At 71.0% G+C, this 14,666-nt stretch carries 15 protein-coding genes; 13 read left to right on the forward strand and 2 right to left on the reverse strand.

Features of this window, described 5'->3' with window-relative positions; all coding sequences use genetic code 11:
- Nucleotides 1–144 precede the first annotated feature (144 nt).
- From ADK67_RS27215 to ADK67_RS27235, 5 genes are read left to right on the forward strand one after another with little or no spacing between them, the layout of a single operon-like run.
- Nucleotides 145–1,779 (forward strand): peptide ABC transporter substrate-binding protein, encoded by a 1,635-nt coding sequence (locus ADK67_RS27215; protein WP_053719350.1) that lies wholly within the window; start codon nucleotides 145–147, stop codon nucleotides 1,777–1,779.
- A gap of 34 nt (nucleotides 1,780–1,813) precedes the next feature.
- Nucleotides 1,814–2,737 carry an ABC transporter permease gene (locus tag ADK67_RS27220; protein ID WP_053719351.1) on the forward strand — a complete coding sequence of 308 codons (924 nt, stop codon included), beginning with the start codon at nucleotides 1,814–1,816 and terminating at the stop codon, nucleotides 2,735–2,737.
- Nucleotides 2,730–3,635 carry an ABC transporter permease gene (locus tag ADK67_RS27225; protein ID WP_053719352.1) on the forward strand — a complete coding sequence of 302 codons (906 nt, stop codon included), beginning with the start codon at nucleotides 2,730–2,732 and terminating at the stop codon, nucleotides 3,633–3,635. The genes ADK67_RS27220 and ADK67_RS27225 overlap by 8 nt, the downstream gene beginning before the upstream one ends.
- A gap of 9 nt (nucleotides 3,636–3,644) precedes the next feature.
- Entirely contained in the window at nucleotides 3,645–4,619 is a 975-nt protein-coding gene (locus ADK67_RS27230; protein ID WP_053719353.1) for an ABC transporter ATP-binding protein, read from the forward strand.
- On the forward strand, nucleotides 4,612–5,607 hold the full coding sequence (locus tag ADK67_RS27235) for an ABC transporter ATP-binding protein (RefSeq protein WP_053719354.1): 996 nt from the start codon (nucleotides 4,612–4,614) through the stop codon (nucleotides 5,605–5,607). The genes ADK67_RS27230 and ADK67_RS27235 overlap by 8 nt, the downstream gene beginning before the upstream one ends.
- 54 nt (nucleotides 5,608–5,661) lie before the next feature.
- Here ADK67_RS27235 and ADK67_RS27240 read toward each other — a convergent pair whose 3' ends face one another.
- Entirely contained in the window at nucleotides 5,662–7,146 is a 1,485-nt protein-coding gene (locus ADK67_RS27240; protein WP_053719355.1) for a S10 family peptidase, read from the reverse strand.
- 30 nt (nucleotides 7,147–7,176) lie between these two features.
- Here ADK67_RS27240 and ADK67_RS27245 point away from each other — a divergent pair, with 30 nt between their 5' ends.
- From ADK67_RS27245 to ADK67_RS27255, 3 genes are read left to right on the forward strand one after another with little or no spacing between them, the layout of a single operon-like run.
- The gene (locus ADK67_RS27245; RefSeq protein ID WP_053719356.1) at nucleotides 7,177–7,887 is read left to right on the forward strand and encodes a uracil-DNA glycosylase; all 711 of its coding nucleotides are present in this window, start codon (nucleotides 7,177–7,179) and stop codon (nucleotides 7,885–7,887) included.
- Between the two features lie 47 nt (nucleotides 7,888–7,934).
- Nucleotides 7,935–9,044, forward strand: coding sequence for a type IV toxin-antitoxin system AbiEi family antitoxin (locus ADK67_RS27250; protein WP_157620869.1), 1,110 nt, complete (start codon nucleotides 7,935–7,937; stop codon nucleotides 9,042–9,044).
- Nucleotides 9,041–9,862 carry a GSU2403 family nucleotidyltransferase fold protein gene (locus ADK67_RS27255; RefSeq protein WP_053719358.1) on the forward strand — a complete coding sequence of 274 codons (822 nt, stop codon included), beginning with the start codon at nucleotides 9,041–9,043 and terminating at the stop codon, nucleotides 9,860–9,862. The genes ADK67_RS27250 and ADK67_RS27255 overlap by 4 nt, the downstream gene beginning before the upstream one ends.
- Before the next feature lie 102 nt (nucleotides 9,863–9,964).
- On the opposite strand, the gene ADK67_RS27260 is transcribed toward ADK67_RS27255, so the two are convergent.
- On the reverse strand, nucleotides 9,965–10,396 hold the full coding sequence (locus ADK67_RS27260; protein ID WP_053719359.1) for a hypothetical protein: 432 nt from the start codon (nucleotides 10,394–10,396) through the stop codon (nucleotides 9,965–9,967).
- Between the two features lie 89 nt (nucleotides 10,397–10,485).
- Between ADK67_RS27260 and ADK67_RS27265 the strand changes: the two genes are divergently transcribed.
- The 5 genes from ADK67_RS27265 (at nucleotide 10,486) to ADK67_RS27285 (ending at nucleotide 14,643) form a co-directional block, all read left to right on the forward strand.
- Nucleotides 10,486–11,148 carry a DUF4129 domain-containing protein gene (locus ADK67_RS27265; RefSeq protein WP_053719360.1) on the forward strand — a complete coding sequence of 221 codons (663 nt, stop codon included), beginning with the start codon at nucleotides 10,486–10,488 and terminating at the stop codon, nucleotides 11,146–11,148.
- Nucleotides 11,145–11,612 carry a hypothetical protein gene (locus ADK67_RS27270; RefSeq protein ID WP_053719361.1) on the forward strand — a complete coding sequence of 156 codons (468 nt, stop codon included), beginning with the start codon at nucleotides 11,145–11,147 and terminating at the stop codon, nucleotides 11,610–11,612. The genes ADK67_RS27265 and ADK67_RS27270 overlap by 4 nt, the downstream gene beginning before the upstream one ends.
- The gene (locus tag ADK67_RS27275) at nucleotides 11,609–12,580 is read left to right on the forward strand and encodes an AAA family ATPase (protein ID WP_053719362.1); all 972 of its coding nucleotides are present in this window, start codon (nucleotides 11,609–11,611) and stop codon (nucleotides 12,578–12,580) included. Before ADK67_RS27270 ends, ADK67_RS27275 begins: the two co-directional genes overlap by 4 nt.
- Nucleotides 12,577–13,977, forward strand: coding sequence for a DUF58 domain-containing protein (locus ADK67_RS27280; protein WP_053719363.1), 1,401 nt, complete (start codon nucleotides 12,577–12,579; stop codon nucleotides 13,975–13,977). The genes ADK67_RS27275 and ADK67_RS27280 overlap by 4 nt, the downstream gene beginning before the upstream one ends.
- Nucleotides 13,978–14,136: 159 nt before the next feature.
- Nucleotides 14,137–14,643: a hypothetical protein gene (locus ADK67_RS27285; RefSeq protein ID WP_053719364.1), complete on the forward strand. Its 507-nt coding sequence runs from the start codon at nucleotides 14,137–14,139 to the stop codon at nucleotides 14,641–14,643.
- Nucleotides 14,644–14,666 lie beyond the last annotated feature (23 nt).

Consider the following 14,666-nt stretch of genomic DNA (forward strand, 5'->3'; position numbering starts at 1 on the left):
CGCCTGTCCGTCAACTGGGATTGATCGTGACCAGGTCGTGACGCCCTCACCCGTGTGGCCCTGGTCACGCGGGCCCTAGGTTCACTCTCACGCTGTGAAAGCGGTCGACTCTGCTCGGTTACCCCCGATCAGGTGGGAGGACCCATGTCACGTGCACGATTAACCCCCTCAACAGCGATCGCCGCCGTATCGGTCGCCTTGGTGGCCACGGCCTGCGGTTCCGCGGAGACCCCGGTCGGTTCGAACACCGAAGCCGGCATCACGATCTTCAACACCGAGCCGGAGAACCCGCTCGTCCCGGGCAACACCACCGAGACCGGCGGCAGCCGCGTCCTCGACCCGCTGTTCACCGGCCTCGTCGAGTACCGCGCGCAGGACGCGCAGCCGGTCAACGCGATGGCCGAGTCGATCGACACCACCGACTCGAAGGTCTTCACCGTCAAGCTCAAGCAGGGCTGGCTGTTCCACGACGGCAGCCCGGTCACCGCCAAGAGCTTCGTGGACGCCTGGAACTGGACCGCCTACGGGCCCAACGCCACCCAGGGCGCCAGCTTCTTCTCCCAGATCGAGGGCTTCGACGCCGTCCACCCGGCCGACCCCGACGGCGCGGACGGCCCGCAGGAGCCCGCCGCGCCGACGTCCGAGACGATGTCCGGCCTCGACGTCGTGGACGAGCACACGTTCACCATCACGCTGTCCGAGCCGTTCGCCGTGTTCCCGGTGACCATCGGCTACGAGGTGTTCGCGCCGCTGCCCGAGGCGTTCTTCAAGGACCGCGAGGCCTTCGAGGCCAACCCGATCGGCAACGGCCCGTTCAAGTACGTCTCGCGCGCGGTCGGCACCGACATCAAGCTGACCCGCTACGACGACTACAAGGGCGACGACAAGCCGAAGTTCAAGGACCTGACGCTGAAGGTCTACCAGAGCCGCGAGTCGGCCTACGCGGACCTCGTGTCGAACAACCTGGACTTCATGGAGGAGCTGCCGCCGAACGCGTTGGCGGGCAAGCAGTACGAGACCGACCTCGGCGAACGGGTGGTGCAGCGGGAGACGCTGAACAACCAGACCATCGCGTTCCCGTTCTACGTCAAGCCCTACGACAACGCGGACCTGCGCCGCGCCATCTCCATGGCGATCAACCGCGAGGAGATCACCGAGCGGATCTTCGAGGGCACCCGCAAGCCCGCGGACGGCTGGGTGCACCCGCTGATGAAGGGCTACCGGCCCGGCCAGTGCGGCGAGTACTGCACGTTCAACCCGGCCAAGGCCAAGGAAGCGCTCGCCAAATCCGGCCACACCGGGGAGATCGTGCTGCTGTCCAACACCGACGGCGGCCACCAGGAGTGGGCCGAGGCGGTGGTCAACAGCATCAAGAACACCCTCGGCGTCGAAGCGCGGTTCGTGCCGTCGACGAGCTTCGGCGAGTTCCGGCAGAACGTGAACGCGCACAAGATGACCGGCATGTACCGGGCGGGCTGGATCGCCGACTACCCGTCGATCGAGAACTGGCTCACGCCGCTGTTCCGCACGGGCGCGTCGTCCAACGACGGGCTGTACTCCAACCCGGCGTTCGACGCGAAGCTCGCCGAGGCGGACCGGGCGTCCAGCGAGGAAGCGGCGATCGAGCTGTACCTCGAAGCCGAGAAGATGCTGGCCAACGACCTGCCGTCCATCCCGCTGTGGACGCAGAACACCATCGCGGGCCGGTCCGACCGGCTCAAGGTGGCCAACCTCGACCCGTTCCGCACGCTCGACCTCTACTCGGTGGAAGTGGCCTGAACACACCCGCCATCCAGTCGAGGGGAGTGCGGAATTGGGTCGGTACGTGCTGCGCAGGCTGCTCCAGATGGTGCCGGTGTTCGTCGGCACCACGTTCCTGATCTACGCGCTGGTGTGGGCGGTGCCGGGCGACCCGTTCGAGGGCAAGTGCGGCGAGCGGGACTGCCCGGCCTCGTACGTGTCGATGATGCGGGAGCGGTTCAACCTGGACGACCCGCTGCTGCTCCAGTACTGGAAGTACCTGGTCAACCTGGTCCAGGGCGACTTCGGCGTCACGTCGTCCGGCGTGCAGGTGATCGACCGGATCGCGGCGACGTTCCCGGTGACGCTGCGGCTGGCCCTGGTCGCGCTGCTGGTCGAGGCCGTCATCGGCATCACCGCCGGTGTCGTGTCGGGGCTGCGCGGCCAAGGGTTCCTGGACAGCCTGGTGCTGGTGTCGACGCTGTTCCTGATCTCCATCCCGGTGTTCGTCACCGGGTACGTCGTGCAGCTGGTGTTCGGGCTGCAGCTCGGCTGGATCGCGCCCACGGTCACCACGCCGACGTTCGGGAACCTGATCGTCCCCGGCTTCGTGCTGGCCAGCCTCTCCATGGCCTACGTCGCCCGGCTGTCCCGCGCGAGCATCGCCGAGAACCGGCGCGCGGACTACGTGCGCACGGCGTTGGCGAAGGGGTTGCCGACGCGCCGGATCGTCGGCGTGCACCTGCTGCGGAACTCGCTGATCCCGGTGATCACGTTCCTCGGCACGGACCTCGGCGCGTTCCTGGGCGGCGCGATCGTCACCGAGGGGATCTTCAACGTGCCCGGCGTCGGCGGCCTGGTGTTCCGGTCGATCCTGACCAAGGACGGCGCGATGGTGACCGGCGTGGTGACCGTGCTGGTCCTGGTGTACCTGCTGATGACGTTGCTGGTGGACCTGCTGTACGCGGTCTTGGACCCGAGGATCCGCTATGACTGACCAAGTCGCTTCCCTCGTCACCGCGCCCGAACGGCCGCGCGGCCTGTTCGGCGACGCCTGGCACGCGTTGCGGCGGCGCCCGCTGTTCTGGGTGTCCGTGTCGTTGATCCTGCTCGTGCTGCTGATGGCGGCGTTCCCCGGTCTGTTCGCGTCCGGCGACCCGAACGCGGCGGACCTGTCCCGGTCGCGCGGCGCGCCCTCGGCCGCCGCCTGGTTCGGGTACGACAACCAGGGCTACGACATCTACACCCGCGTCGTGCACGGCGCGCGGGCGTCGATCGTGGTTGGCCTGTTGGCCACGGCGGGCGTGGTGCTCGTCGGGGCCACGATCGGGATGCTGGCCGGGTTCTACGGCGGGTGGCTGGACGCCATCGTGTCGCGGATCGCGGACGTGTTCGTCGGCGTGCCGTTCGTGCTGGGCGCGATCGTCATCCTGACCACGTTGAACGCGGGCGGTGACGCGGGGCCGGTGCGGATCGTGGCGCAGGTGGTGCTGTCGATCTCGGTGCTGTCGTGGCCGGTGGCGATGCGGATCATGCGGTCCACCGCGATCGCGGCCAAGCAGCAGGACTACGTGAAGGCGGCACGGGCGCTCGGCGCGTCGCCGGCGCGGATCATCGGCAAGCACCTGCTGCCCAACACCGTCGCGCCCGTGCTCGTCTACTCGACGATCGCGCTCGGCGCGTTCATCGGCGCCGAGGCGACCCTGTCCTACCTCGGGATCGGGCTGCGGCAGCCGGTCGTCTCGTGGGGCGTGATGATCAACAGCGCGAAGGACTACCTGCGCGTCGCGCCGCACGCGCTGCTGTTCCCGGCGGGTTTCCTGACCGCGACCGTGCTGGCGTTCGTGATGCTGGGCGACGCGGTGCGCGAAGCCCTCGACCCGAAGCTGCGGTAGGAGGCGATCATGCTGCTGGAGGTCGAGGACCTGCACGTGGAGTTCCGCACCCGGGACGGGGTGGCGCGCGTGCTCAACGGCGTGAGCTACCACGTGTCGGCGGGCGAGACGCTGGCCGTGCTCGGCGAGTCCGGGTCGGGCAAGAGCGTGACCGCGCAGACCGTGATGGGCATCCTGGACACGCCGCCCGCGTTCGTGACGCGGGGATCGGTGCGGTTCCACGGCGAGGAGCTGCTGACCGCCTCGGCCGAACGACGGCGCGCCGTCCGCGCCGAGGGCGTGGCGATGATCTTCCAGGACGCGTTGTCGGCGCTGAACCCCGTGTTCACGGTGGGGTTCCAGATCGAGGAGCAGCTCCGGCTGCGGCGCGGGCTGAGCCGGGCGCAGGCCAGGGCGCGGGCGGTCGAGCTGCTGGACCTGGTGCGGATACCGGCGGCGCGGCAACGGGTCCGCGAGTACCCGCACCAGTTCTCCGGCGGGATGCGGCAGCGGGCGATGATCGCGATGGCGCTGGCGCTCGACCCCGAGGTGCTGATCGCGGACGAGCCGACGACGGCGCTGGACGTGACCGTGCAGGCGCAGATCATGGACCTGCTCGCGGAGATCCAGCGCGAACGGCGGATGGGGCTGGTCCTGATCACGCACGACCTGGGCGTGGTCGCCGAGGTGGCCGACCGGATCGTGGTGATGTACGCGGGCCGGATCGTGGAGCAGGCGGACGCGGTGTCGCTGTTCCGCGCGCCCGGCCACCCGTACACGGCGGCGTTGATGCGGTCGCTGCCGCGGCTGGACCAGAAGGGCGCCGCGCTGGAGACGATCCGCGGGCTGCCGCCCAGCCTGCTGCGGATCCCGTCCGGCTGCCCGTTCCACCCCCGGTGCCCGCGGGCGCAGAACGTGTGCGTGACGCGCGTGCCGCCGGACGTGCCGCTGGGGCCCGGGCGGACCAGTGCGTGCCACTTCGCGGAAGGGGTCCTCGGTGGCTGAGCTGTTGGCGGTGCACGACCTGGTGAAGCACTTCCCGGTGACGCGCGGGGTGGTGTTCCGGCGGACCGTGGGCCGGGTGCGCGCGGTGGACGGCGTGTCGTTCTCGTTGCGCGCGGGGGAGACGCTCGGCGTGGTCGGCGAGTCGGGGTGCGGCAAGTCGACGTTGGCGCAGGTGCTGATGCGGCTGGAGCCGCCGACGTCGGGCACGGCGCTGTTCGAGGGCGAGCCGATGTTCTCGTTGCGGGGCTCGGCGTTGCGGCGGTGGCGGCGGGACATGCAGATCGTGCTGCAGGACCCGTACACCTCGCTGAACCCGCGGATGACCGTGGGCGACATCGTCGGCGAGCCGTTCGAGATCCACCCGGAGGTCGCGCCGCGCGGGTCGCGGGCCGGGCGGGTGCGCGAGCTGCTGGACGTCGTCGGGTTGAACCCGGAGCACCTCAACCGGTACCCGCACCAGTTCTCCGGCGGGCAGCGGCAGCGGATCGGGATCGCGCGGGCGTTGGCGCTGCGGCCCAAGCTGATCGTGTGCGACGAGCCGGTGTCCGCGTTGGACGTGTCGATCCAGGCTCAGGTGATGAACCTGCTGGCCGAGCTGCAGGCCGAGTTCGGGCTGGCCTACGTCTTCATCGCGCACGACCTGTCGGTGGTGCGGCACCTGTCCGACCGGGTGGCCGTGATGTACCTCGGGAAGATCGTCGAGATCGGCACGGAGGAGCAGATCTACCAACACCCCACGCACCCGTACACGCAGGCGCTGCTGTCGGCCGTGCCGGTGGCGGACCCGGCGCTGCGGGGCCGCCGTGACGTGATCCGCCTGACCGGCGACGTGCCGTCACCGGTGGACCCGCCGTCCGGCTGCCGGTTCCGCACCAGGTGCTGGAAGGCGCGGGACGTGTGCGCGGTGGAGGAGCCGGCGCTCATCACGCGCGTCGGCGCCCACCCCAGCGCGTGCCACTTCGCCGAGGAACGGCACGTGGTGCCCTGATCCGCCGCGAGGGCCCCGGCCGTCACGCGCCAGGGCCCTCGCGTCCCGGGTGGATCAGCGGTTCGAGGCGGACTGGACGAAGTCGGCCAGGTCCTTCGACTGCTGCACCCTCGACGGCTCGTGCACGTACATCATGTGGCCCGCGGGGTAGTACGCGGCTTCGATGTTGTCGTGCAGTTCCCGGGGGATCTGCAGGTGCGCCACCACGTGCTCGGCCGCGTAGTACGGCGTGGCGCCGTCCAGGTAGCCGTACGCGACGTGCACCTTCAAGTGCGGGTTGGCGCGCATCGCCGACGACAGCTTGTTCGCCACCGTCACGTGCGTGCCCTCGAACTCCTTGAACGACCAGGGCCGCACGTTCATCGTCAGGATCTCGTACGGCAGGTCGTTCTCGTACGCCAACTCCGCCCGCACGTAGTGGTTCAGCGCCGCCGTGTACGGGCCGAGGATCGCCGAGTACGACGGGTCCTCGCTGAAGTGCTCGCGCCCGTAGTCGGCGTCCGCGCCGGTGAACCGCGAGTCCAACCGGCCGACGACCTTGCGCTCGGAGCGGAGCAGCTCGGTGAAGAACCGCACGTGCTCGACCCGCAGGTCCACCCGGTCCACGTAGTCCTCGCTGAGCCCGGTCAACCCGGCCAACCGCGCTACCGCCGCCGCGCGCTCCTCAGTGGACAGCCGGTGGCCGCGCGCCAGCGCCCACGGGTAGTCGCGGGACGCGAAGTCCTCCGCGTCGGCCAGCACGTCCTCCAGCGAACGGTCGCCGTGCAGCCCGTGGTAGTGCGCGATCGCCGCGTACGTCGGCAGGAACAGCGTGTGCGGCAGGTCGTTGCCCTCGCTGAAGTCCAGCGTGGTGAAGTCCAGCACGGACGAGATCAGCATCAGCCCGTTGAGGTACATGCCGTACCGCGACTGGAGGTAGTCGGCCAGGCCCGCCGCGCGCGTCGTCCCGTACGACTCGCCGGCCAGGAACTTCGGCGACATCCACCGCCCGTTGCGCGAGGTCCACAGCCGGATCACCTCGCCGACCGACTCCAGGTCGCCCTGGAAACCGTGGTACTCGCCGGGCTTCTCGCCCTTCACCGCCCGCGAGTAGCCGGTCGACACCGGGTCGATGAACACCAGGTCGCTGTGCGCGAGCAGCGTCTCGGCGTTGTCGACCAGGTCGTACGGCGGCGGCGTGAGGGCGCCGACGTCGCCGGAGACGACGCGGCGCGGTCCGAGCAGGCCCAGGTGCAGCCACACGCTGGACGAGCCGGGGCCGCCGTTGAACGCGAACGTCACCGGCCGCTTGGCCGGGTCCGCGCCGTCCACCGTGTACGCGGTGACGAAGACCTCGGCCTTCGGCTGGTGCCCGTCGAACTTGCCCTCGGTCAGCACCTCCTGGCGCAGCACCACCCGACCGGTGGTCGTGGTGTAGTTCAGCTTGCGCCGCTTGACGGTGATGCTGTGCTGGGTGGTGACGAGGTCGTCGGCGGGGAGGTCCTTCTCGTCGCCGTTGTCCTTGGCGGCCTGCTCGTCGCCGTTGTCCTTGTCGGTCATGGTCGAACTCTACGATCGGAGTCGCCGCCCGTGCTCCCGCTTTCCGCTCTTGACGAACGGGTCACCCGCTGCCGCGCGTGCCCCCGGCTGGTGGCGTGGCGCGAGGAGGTGGCGCGGGTCAAGCGGGCGGCGTTCCGCGACCAGGAGTACTGGGGCCGCCCGGTGCCGGGGTTCGGGCCCGCGGACGCGTCGCTGGCCATCATCGGCCTGGCCCCGGCCGCCCACGGCGCCAACCGCACCGGCCGCATGTTCACCGGCGACCGCTCGGGCGACTTCCTGTACGCGGCGATGCACGCGGTCGGCCTGGCGACCCAGCCGACGGCCACCCACGTCGGCGACGGCCTGGAGCTGATCGGCACCCGGATCACCGCGCCGGTGAAGTGCGCGCCGCCGGAGAACAAACCGACCCCGGAGGAACGCGACAACTGCCGCCCGTGGCTGATCCGGGAGCTGGAGCTGCTGCGGCCGACGTTGCGCGCGGTGCTCGTGCTGGGCGCGTTCGGCTGGCAGGCCGTCCTCCCGGTGCTGGCCGCGGTCTGGCAGGTCCCGCGCCCGCGTCCCGCCTTCGGCCACGGCGCCCACACCACCCTGCCTGCCCAGGACGGCGGCGAGCCGCTGCACCTGTTCGGCTGCTACCACGTGAGCCAGCAGAACACGTTCACGGGCAAGCTGACCCAACCCATGCTGCAGGACGTGCTGCGGGCGGCAGGCACCGCGGCCGGACTGACCACCATCGAGTGACGCAGCGGTAGTCGACACCAGCTGTTCCGCAAATCATACTGTTCCACGTGTCGCGGAACAGCTCACAACATGGAACGACCAGTTCAGAGCTGGTGGAGTTGACTGAGCATGCCCTCCGGTCGGCTTTGCCTTCGGATTGGCAGGTCGACGCCAGGCGGGCGACGCGAGTCGAAACGCCGAGCGGCGTCGTCGAACTCGACCTTGTTGTCACCATCACCGCGCCCGACGGTGCCAGGGCCGAGGTGGTGATCGAGGTCAAACGGAAGGTGGAACCAAGAGACGTCGCCAAGGTGGCCGCCCAGATCAGCCGTTACGCCTATCCGGCGGAGGGGGCGATGCTCGTGTCGGAATTTGTATCCCCGATGACTCGTGCCCACCTCAGCGAACTCGGGCTGGGGTGGTTCGACCCCACTGGGAACATGCGGTTGAGGCTGGACAAGCCGGCGGTGTTCATCGACCGCGTGGGGGCTGATCGAGGTGGGTCACGCGACTCGGCCGACCGTCCGCTCAAGTCCCTCCGTGGACGTGCTGCCGCGAAGATCGTGCTCGCACTGTGCGAGACCTCCTTGCCGGTCGGTGTCCGGGACCTCGCCGCACGAGCGCAAGTCAGCGCGGCGACGAGCGCGAGGGTCCTGGACTTGCTCGATCGGGAAGCGGTCGTCACCAGGGGTGGAGACGGGGTCGTCAACGCTGTTCGCAAGCGGTCGCTGATCGGTCGCTGGGCTCAGGACTACAAGGTCATGACGTCGAACGAGGTCGTGGCGACGCTGGACCCACGCGGGTTGAACCACGCGTTGAAAGCGCTGTCCTCTGTGGAAACCCGCTTTGCCGTGACCGGCTCGGCAGCGGTGCGTGCGTACCTGCCGGACGACATGACACCTGTGTCGCCACTGGTCTCGTTGAGCCTGTACGCCGAGGACCCCACCGGTCTGATGGGCCAACTGGGGTTGAGAGCCGTTGAGCGCGGGGCGAACGTGCTGGTCATGCGACCGTACGACGGTGTCGTCCACACCAAGGCACAACGTGTCGGAGGAATCGACTATGCCGCACCCTCGCAGGTCGTGGCGGATCTGTTGACCGGGTCTGGTCGGTCGGGTGAAGAGGCCGAGCAGTTGATGGCGGTGCTCGAAGCGAGTGGACAAGGTTGGGAACGATGACTCCGCAGGAGTACGTCAGGGCGCGTGCTGTGCTGCTGGACGCCCTCGATGGATTGGGCCCGCACCGCGACGCGGTTGTGCTCGTCGGTGCGCAAGCGGTCTACCTGCATACAGGCGATGCCGACTTCGCGACCGCGCCGACCACAACGGATGCGGACCTGGCATTGGTACCTGATCGGCTGGCGGACGAGCCTTCGATCGTGGACGCGATGCGTGCTGCCGGATTCGTTCCGGGCAGCCAGCCGGGGAGTTGGTTGGGCTCCGGTCAGATCATGGTCGACCTCATGGCCCCCGAGGCACTGTGCGGCCCGGGCGGCCGGCGATCCGCCCACCTACAGCCCCCGCACGACGACAAGATCACTGCACGCCGGACATTGGGACTTGAGGCGGCGGTGGTTGACAACCAGCTTCACGTGATCAGTGCTCTGGACGGCGGGGATTCCCGATCGTTCGAGATCAAGGTGGCAGGGCCGGCCGCGCTCGTCGTGTCGAAGGTCATCAAGATCGCGGAACGGCGGGAGCAGCCTCACCGACTCAAGCCGAAGGATGGACTCGACGTGCTTCGGTTGCTTCGCGCCGTCGACACCGCGCCGCTCGCCCGCAGCCTCCGAGGTGTCATGTCGGATGCTCTCTCAAGCACGGTGGTGAAGCAGGCAGTCGAAAACCTCCGCGAACTCGCGGCCGGACCGGAGGACTTGCTTCCCGTTCTCGCCGCCGCTGCCGAGATGGGCTTCGCCGATCTCGATGAGATCAAGATGTCGATGGTGGCCCTGGTCGACGACCTGCTGCGCGAACTCGACGGTGTGAACACTGGGTGATCAGCCAGCAGAACACGTTCACGGGCAAGCTGACCCAGCCCATGCTGCAGGACGTGCTGCGTGCGGCCGGCACCGCGGCGGGCGTCCTGTAGCCCAGGGCTGCTAGCCGTACAGGTGGGCGTGCACGCCCGGGTCGTTGACCAGCACGAAGTCGACCACCTGCCAGAACTCCGGCAGCCGCGGGTGGGCCAGGCCGGCCTCGCGGGACAGCAGCAGGCCGTGCACCTCGCCGCCCGACCCGTCCATGCACGCCCGCACCAGCGTCGCCGCCGGCTGGTCGCTGCCCTCGACCGGGCCGACGCGGCAGCCGAACGTCACGTGGTCCTCGGCCGACGCGGTGTCCCAGGTGCCCAGGATGACGTCGATCCACACGTCGTGCGGCTGGTCCCGGTGGTGGTAGCAGTTCGCGAAGTAGGCCGCGTGGCGGTCGCCGGCGCGGTCCACGAAGTTCCACGACCGCTCGATCGGCTCGCGGCAGCACCCGCACTCGTACCGCGTCGCCTGGCGCAGGTCGGCATCCGTGGTCAAGGTCACCGCCGCACCCTAGCCACGCGGTTGGCCCGGTTGGCCGCGTTCCGGGCAAACGAGCCACACCGCACCAGGGCGACAGGCATCCTTGGTCCATGAAGCCGCGGCTCGCGCTCGTCCTCGCGATCGGGTCGGCGCTCGTCCTCATCGCCCTCGCGGCACGCGGCACGTCACCGGTGCGCTACCAGGACCGCCCCGTGGGCGACGAAGAGGCACCCACGCCGCCATCGGAGTCGCAGCCGCCGCTGGACGCCGACATGGAGGGCTCCACGGCCGCCGGGTCGCTGCTCGTCTTCCTGATCGTCCTCATCGTGGTGGCGGTCGTCGGCGTCGTCTGGCTGCTGATCTCGCTCGGCGTGTTCCGGCGCGGCCGGAAGCGTCGTGGCGCCGGTGCCGCCGTCGACGCGCCCGACCTGCCCGACGAGCACGCGACCCCGCCGCCGATCCTCGTCCGACGGGCCGCCGAAGCCCTCGAAGAGCTGCGCGACCACGCGACCGGACCGCCCGGCGACGCGGTGATCGCCGCCTGGCTCACCCTCGAACGGGCCGCGCAGGACAGCGGCGTGCCGCGCCAGGACCACCAGACGGCCACCGAGTTCACCGGCGACCTGCTGCGCCGCTACCGCGTGGACGAGCAGGCGACCGGCACGCTGCGCCGCGTCTACCAGCGGGCCAGGTTCGGCACGGCCGAGGTCACCGCGGCCGACGCCCGCACCGCCGCCGACGCGTTGGCGCACATCGTGCGGGACCTGCGGTGAACGCCCTCGTTGACGGCCTGGGACGCGCGGTCGCGCTGGCCGTCGCGGTCGCGGCCGGCACCGCGTTCGTGCTGGTCCGGGTGGGTGCGCCGTGGCTGTGGGCGGTGGTGCTCGCGCTGCCCGTCGGCGGGCTGGCGCTCCTCGTCGCACGCCTGCCGCGCGCGACGGACATCGTCTGGTCGCAGCAGCCCGCGACCCTGTCCACCGCCACGTCCGTGCAGGCCAGCACGCTCGCGAGCCGGCTCGCCGAGGCCGCCGTCGACCAGGACCGGTTCGTCAACCGCGTCCAGCCCCGGCTGCGCAGGCTCGCGGAAGCACGGCTGCGGCAGGAGCACGGCGTGCACGACCTCCACGACCCGAAGGCCCGCGAGGTGCTCGGCGCCGACCTGCACCGCCTGCTCACCGACCCGAAAGCGCCGCTGCCCGAGCCGTCGAAGCTCGCCGACCTCCTGGAGAACCTGTGACCACCGACGAAGTGGGCGTCGAGACGATCGCGGCCGAGGCGAAGGCGGTGCTGGCCGCCGTCGGCACCGTCGTGGTCGGCCGGGAGCGGTCGCTGCGGCTGGCGCTGGCGGCGATCCTCGCGGGCGGGCACGTGCTGCTGGAGGACGTGCCCGGCCTGGGCAAGACGCTGATGGCGCGGTCGCTGGCGCAGGCGTTGAAGCTGGACTTCAAGCGCCTCCAGTGCACGCCCGACCTGCTGCCCGCCGACGTCACCGGCTCGTTCCTCTACAACCCGGGCGACCGCGAGTTCACGTTCCGCGAAGGCCCGCTGTTCACCGGCCTGCTGCTGGCCGACGAGATCAACCGCACGCCGCCGAAGACGCAGTCCGCGCTGCTGGAGGCCATGCAGGAGCGGCAGGTCACGGTCGAGGGCCGCACGTTCGGCCTGCCCCGCCCGTTCCACGTGCTGGCGACCGCGAACCCGGTCGAGTACGAGGGCACCTACCCGCTGCCGGAGGCGCAGCTGGACCGGTTCCTGCTGAGGCTGGACATCGGTTACCCGCCGCCCGCCGAGGAGGTCGAGGTGCTGCGCCGCAGGCTGACCCGGCAGCGCGAGGAGACCGAGGTCGAGCCCGTGCTGAACGCGGAACGGCTGCGCCGGCTCCAGCACGGCGTCGAGCAGGTGTCCGTGGACGACGACGTGCTGCGGTACTGCGTGGACCTGGCGGCCGCGACCCGGGCGCACGGCGCGGTCGAGGTCGGCGCGTCACCGCGTGGCGCGCAGGCGTTGGTGCTGGTCGGACGCGCGCTAGCGGTGCTGGACGGGCGGGATTTCGTGCTGCCGGAGGACGTCAAGGAGTGCGCCGTGCCCGCCCTCGCGCACCGGCTCACGCTGCGCCCGGAGACGTGGACGTCCGGCGTCACCGGGGTGGAGGTCGTGACCGAGCTGCTGGGCCGGGTGCCGGGCCCCGCGAGCACCCGCTCGTGAACCGCGCGGAACGGCTGCGCGAGGCGTTCACCAGCGGGCGCGGCGCGCACTGGCACCCCACCGACGCGTTGGTGCGGGGTCTCGCGCTGGGCATCGGGATGGTGGTGCTCGGCGGCCTGCTGCACGAGGTCGAGCTGGTCCTGTTCGGCGCGCCGTTGCTGCTCTCGACGCTGTTGGCGCTGGTCACGCCCGTCGTGGGCACGCCGCAGGTGCGGGTGCGCGGGCTGCCGCGCACGGGCGAGATCGGCGCGGCCAAGTCGGTGGTGGAGGTCGACCCGGGCCTGGGCGCCGAGGTGATGGCGATCCGGCTGCCCGGCGTCGGCGAGGGCATCGGCCCGGTGCACCTGGTGTCCGCGTCGGTGCGGGAGATCGAGGTCGTGCTGCGGCGTGACGCGTGGGGCGAGGGCGTCGACCTGCGGCCGGACCACCTGGTGGCGGGGCCGGACGCGTTGTTCGTGCACGGTCCGGTCACGGCGGCCGAGCGCGGCCGGGTGATCCTGCCGCCCGTCGAGGCGCTGCCCGCCGGTCTGCTGCCCGCGCGGGCCGTGGGCCTGGTCGGTGCGCACCGGGCGCGGCGGCCGGGCGACTCGGTGGAGCTGCGCGACATCCGGGCGTTCCAGCCGGGCGACCGGCTGCGGCGGATCGACTGGCGGGTGTCGTTGCGCGCCAGCGGCATGGCCGGGTCGGCCGAGGGCACGAACCTGCACGTCCGCGAGCACCACGCGGAGGCGGACGCGGACGTGGTGTTGGCGTTGGACACGCGGCACGACGTCGGCGCGGAGCTGGGTGACTGGTCGTCGCCGGTGCGGGCCACGTCGGGCCTGGTCTTCGGGCGGTCGCTCGGCGAGTGGTCGTTGACGGCGCGCGGCACGACGGTCCGGCCCGGCGGCAGCCTGGACCTGGCCGTGCGGGCGGCGGCGTCGTTGGCGGCGGGGTACCTGCGGCAGGGCGACCGGGTGGGCCTGGTCGACCTCGGCCGGCCGCAACTCGGGGCACGGGCGGGCGCGGGACGGCGGCAGCTGCTGCGGCTGCGCAACCAGCTCGTGGTGTGCGCGCGGTCGGCCGGGTGGGCGCAGCGGCCCGTGCTGCGGCCGGAGCAGGTGCCGCACGGCGCGCTGGTGGTGGTGCTGTCGCCGTTCCTGGACGCCGAGGTGGTGGAGCTGGCCGTGCACGCCGCGCGGCGGGGCAACCTCGTGCTTGCGGTGGACGTGCTGCCGTCGCCGTTGCGGGCCGACCCGGAGACGCCGTGGGGCGAGACCGCGTTGAAGGTGATCCGGCTGGAGCACGACGTGCGGCTGGAGGCGATGCGGCAGCACGGCGTGGCGGTGCTGCCGTGGGGCGCGCCGATCGCGGGCGTGCTGCGTGCCGCCCGCACGGCCCGGCGGGTGTCCCGATGACGCGAACGTTCAACTCGGGTGTTCTGAACGTAGGACACGCGCGTTCCGAACGTAGGACACGCGCGAGAGTCCTACGTTCACGCCGCGCGTGTCCTACGTTCGGAACGACCGTGTCCTACGTTCGCGTACCCCGAGTTCAACGTTCAGGACGGGGGAGCGGTGCGGGCTGAGCTGGGCGCCGGGCTGCCGGCGTGGGTGTTGCGGGCGGCCATCGGGGTGGTCGCGGCCGGAGTGGCGTGGGTGCTCGCGGTCAACGGGGTCGAGTGGCCCGCGCTCGCCCTGTACGGGGCGCTGGTCGTCGCGGCGGCGGCGATACCGGCGTCCGCCGCGGTTGCGCTGATCATCGGGTTCCCGGCGGCGGCGATGGTGGTCACGACCGACGAGCCGTCCTGGCCCGGCGTGTTCGCGCTGGTCGTGCTCCTGCACCTGCTGCACGTGCTGTCCGCCTACGCGGCGGTCCTCCCCGGCGGGTCGCGCGTTCACCTGGATGCACTAAAGGCGCCGGCGAAGAGGTTCGCCGTCGTGCAACTCTCCGTGCTCGCCTTCGCGGTCGTGGTCCTCCTCCTGCCGGTCGGCCGAACGGACGCGGTGGTCGAGGTGGTCGGCCTCGTCTGCGCCGTCGGACTGGTCGTCGGCGCGGTGCTCCTGATGCGCCGGAAAGGCTGAGGAACACGCGTGACGGACTCAGC

The organism is Saccharothrix sp. NRRL B-16348, assembly GCF_001280085.1.
Classification (GTDB): Bacteria; Actinomycetota; Actinomycetes; order Mycobacteriales; family Pseudonocardiaceae; genus Actinosynnema.

Coding starts and splice junctions, on each gene's coding strand:
- ADK67_RS27215 (WP_053719350.1), top strand. CDS start 145: ATGTCACGTGCACGATTAACCCCCTCAACAGCGATCGCCGCCGTATCG.
- ADK67_RS27225 (WP_053719352.1), top strand. CDS start 2,730: ATGACTGACCAAGTCGCTTCCCTCGTCACCGCGCCCGAACGGCCGCGC.
- ADK67_RS27230 (WP_053719353.1), top strand. CDS start 3,645: ATGCTGCTGGAGGTCGAGGACCTGCACGTGGAGTTCCGCACCCGGGAC.
- ADK67_RS27240 (WP_053719355.1), bottom strand. CDS start 7,146: ATGACCGACAAGGACAACGGCGACGAGCAGGCCGCCAAGGACAACGGC.
- ADK67_RS27255 (WP_053719358.1), top strand. CDS start 9,041: ATGACTCCGCAGGAGTACGTCAGGGCGCGTGCTGTGCTGCTGGACGCC.
- ADK67_RS27265 (WP_053719360.1), top strand. CDS start 10,486: ATGAAGCCGCGGCTCGCGCTCGTCCTCGCGATCGGGTCGGCGCTCGTC.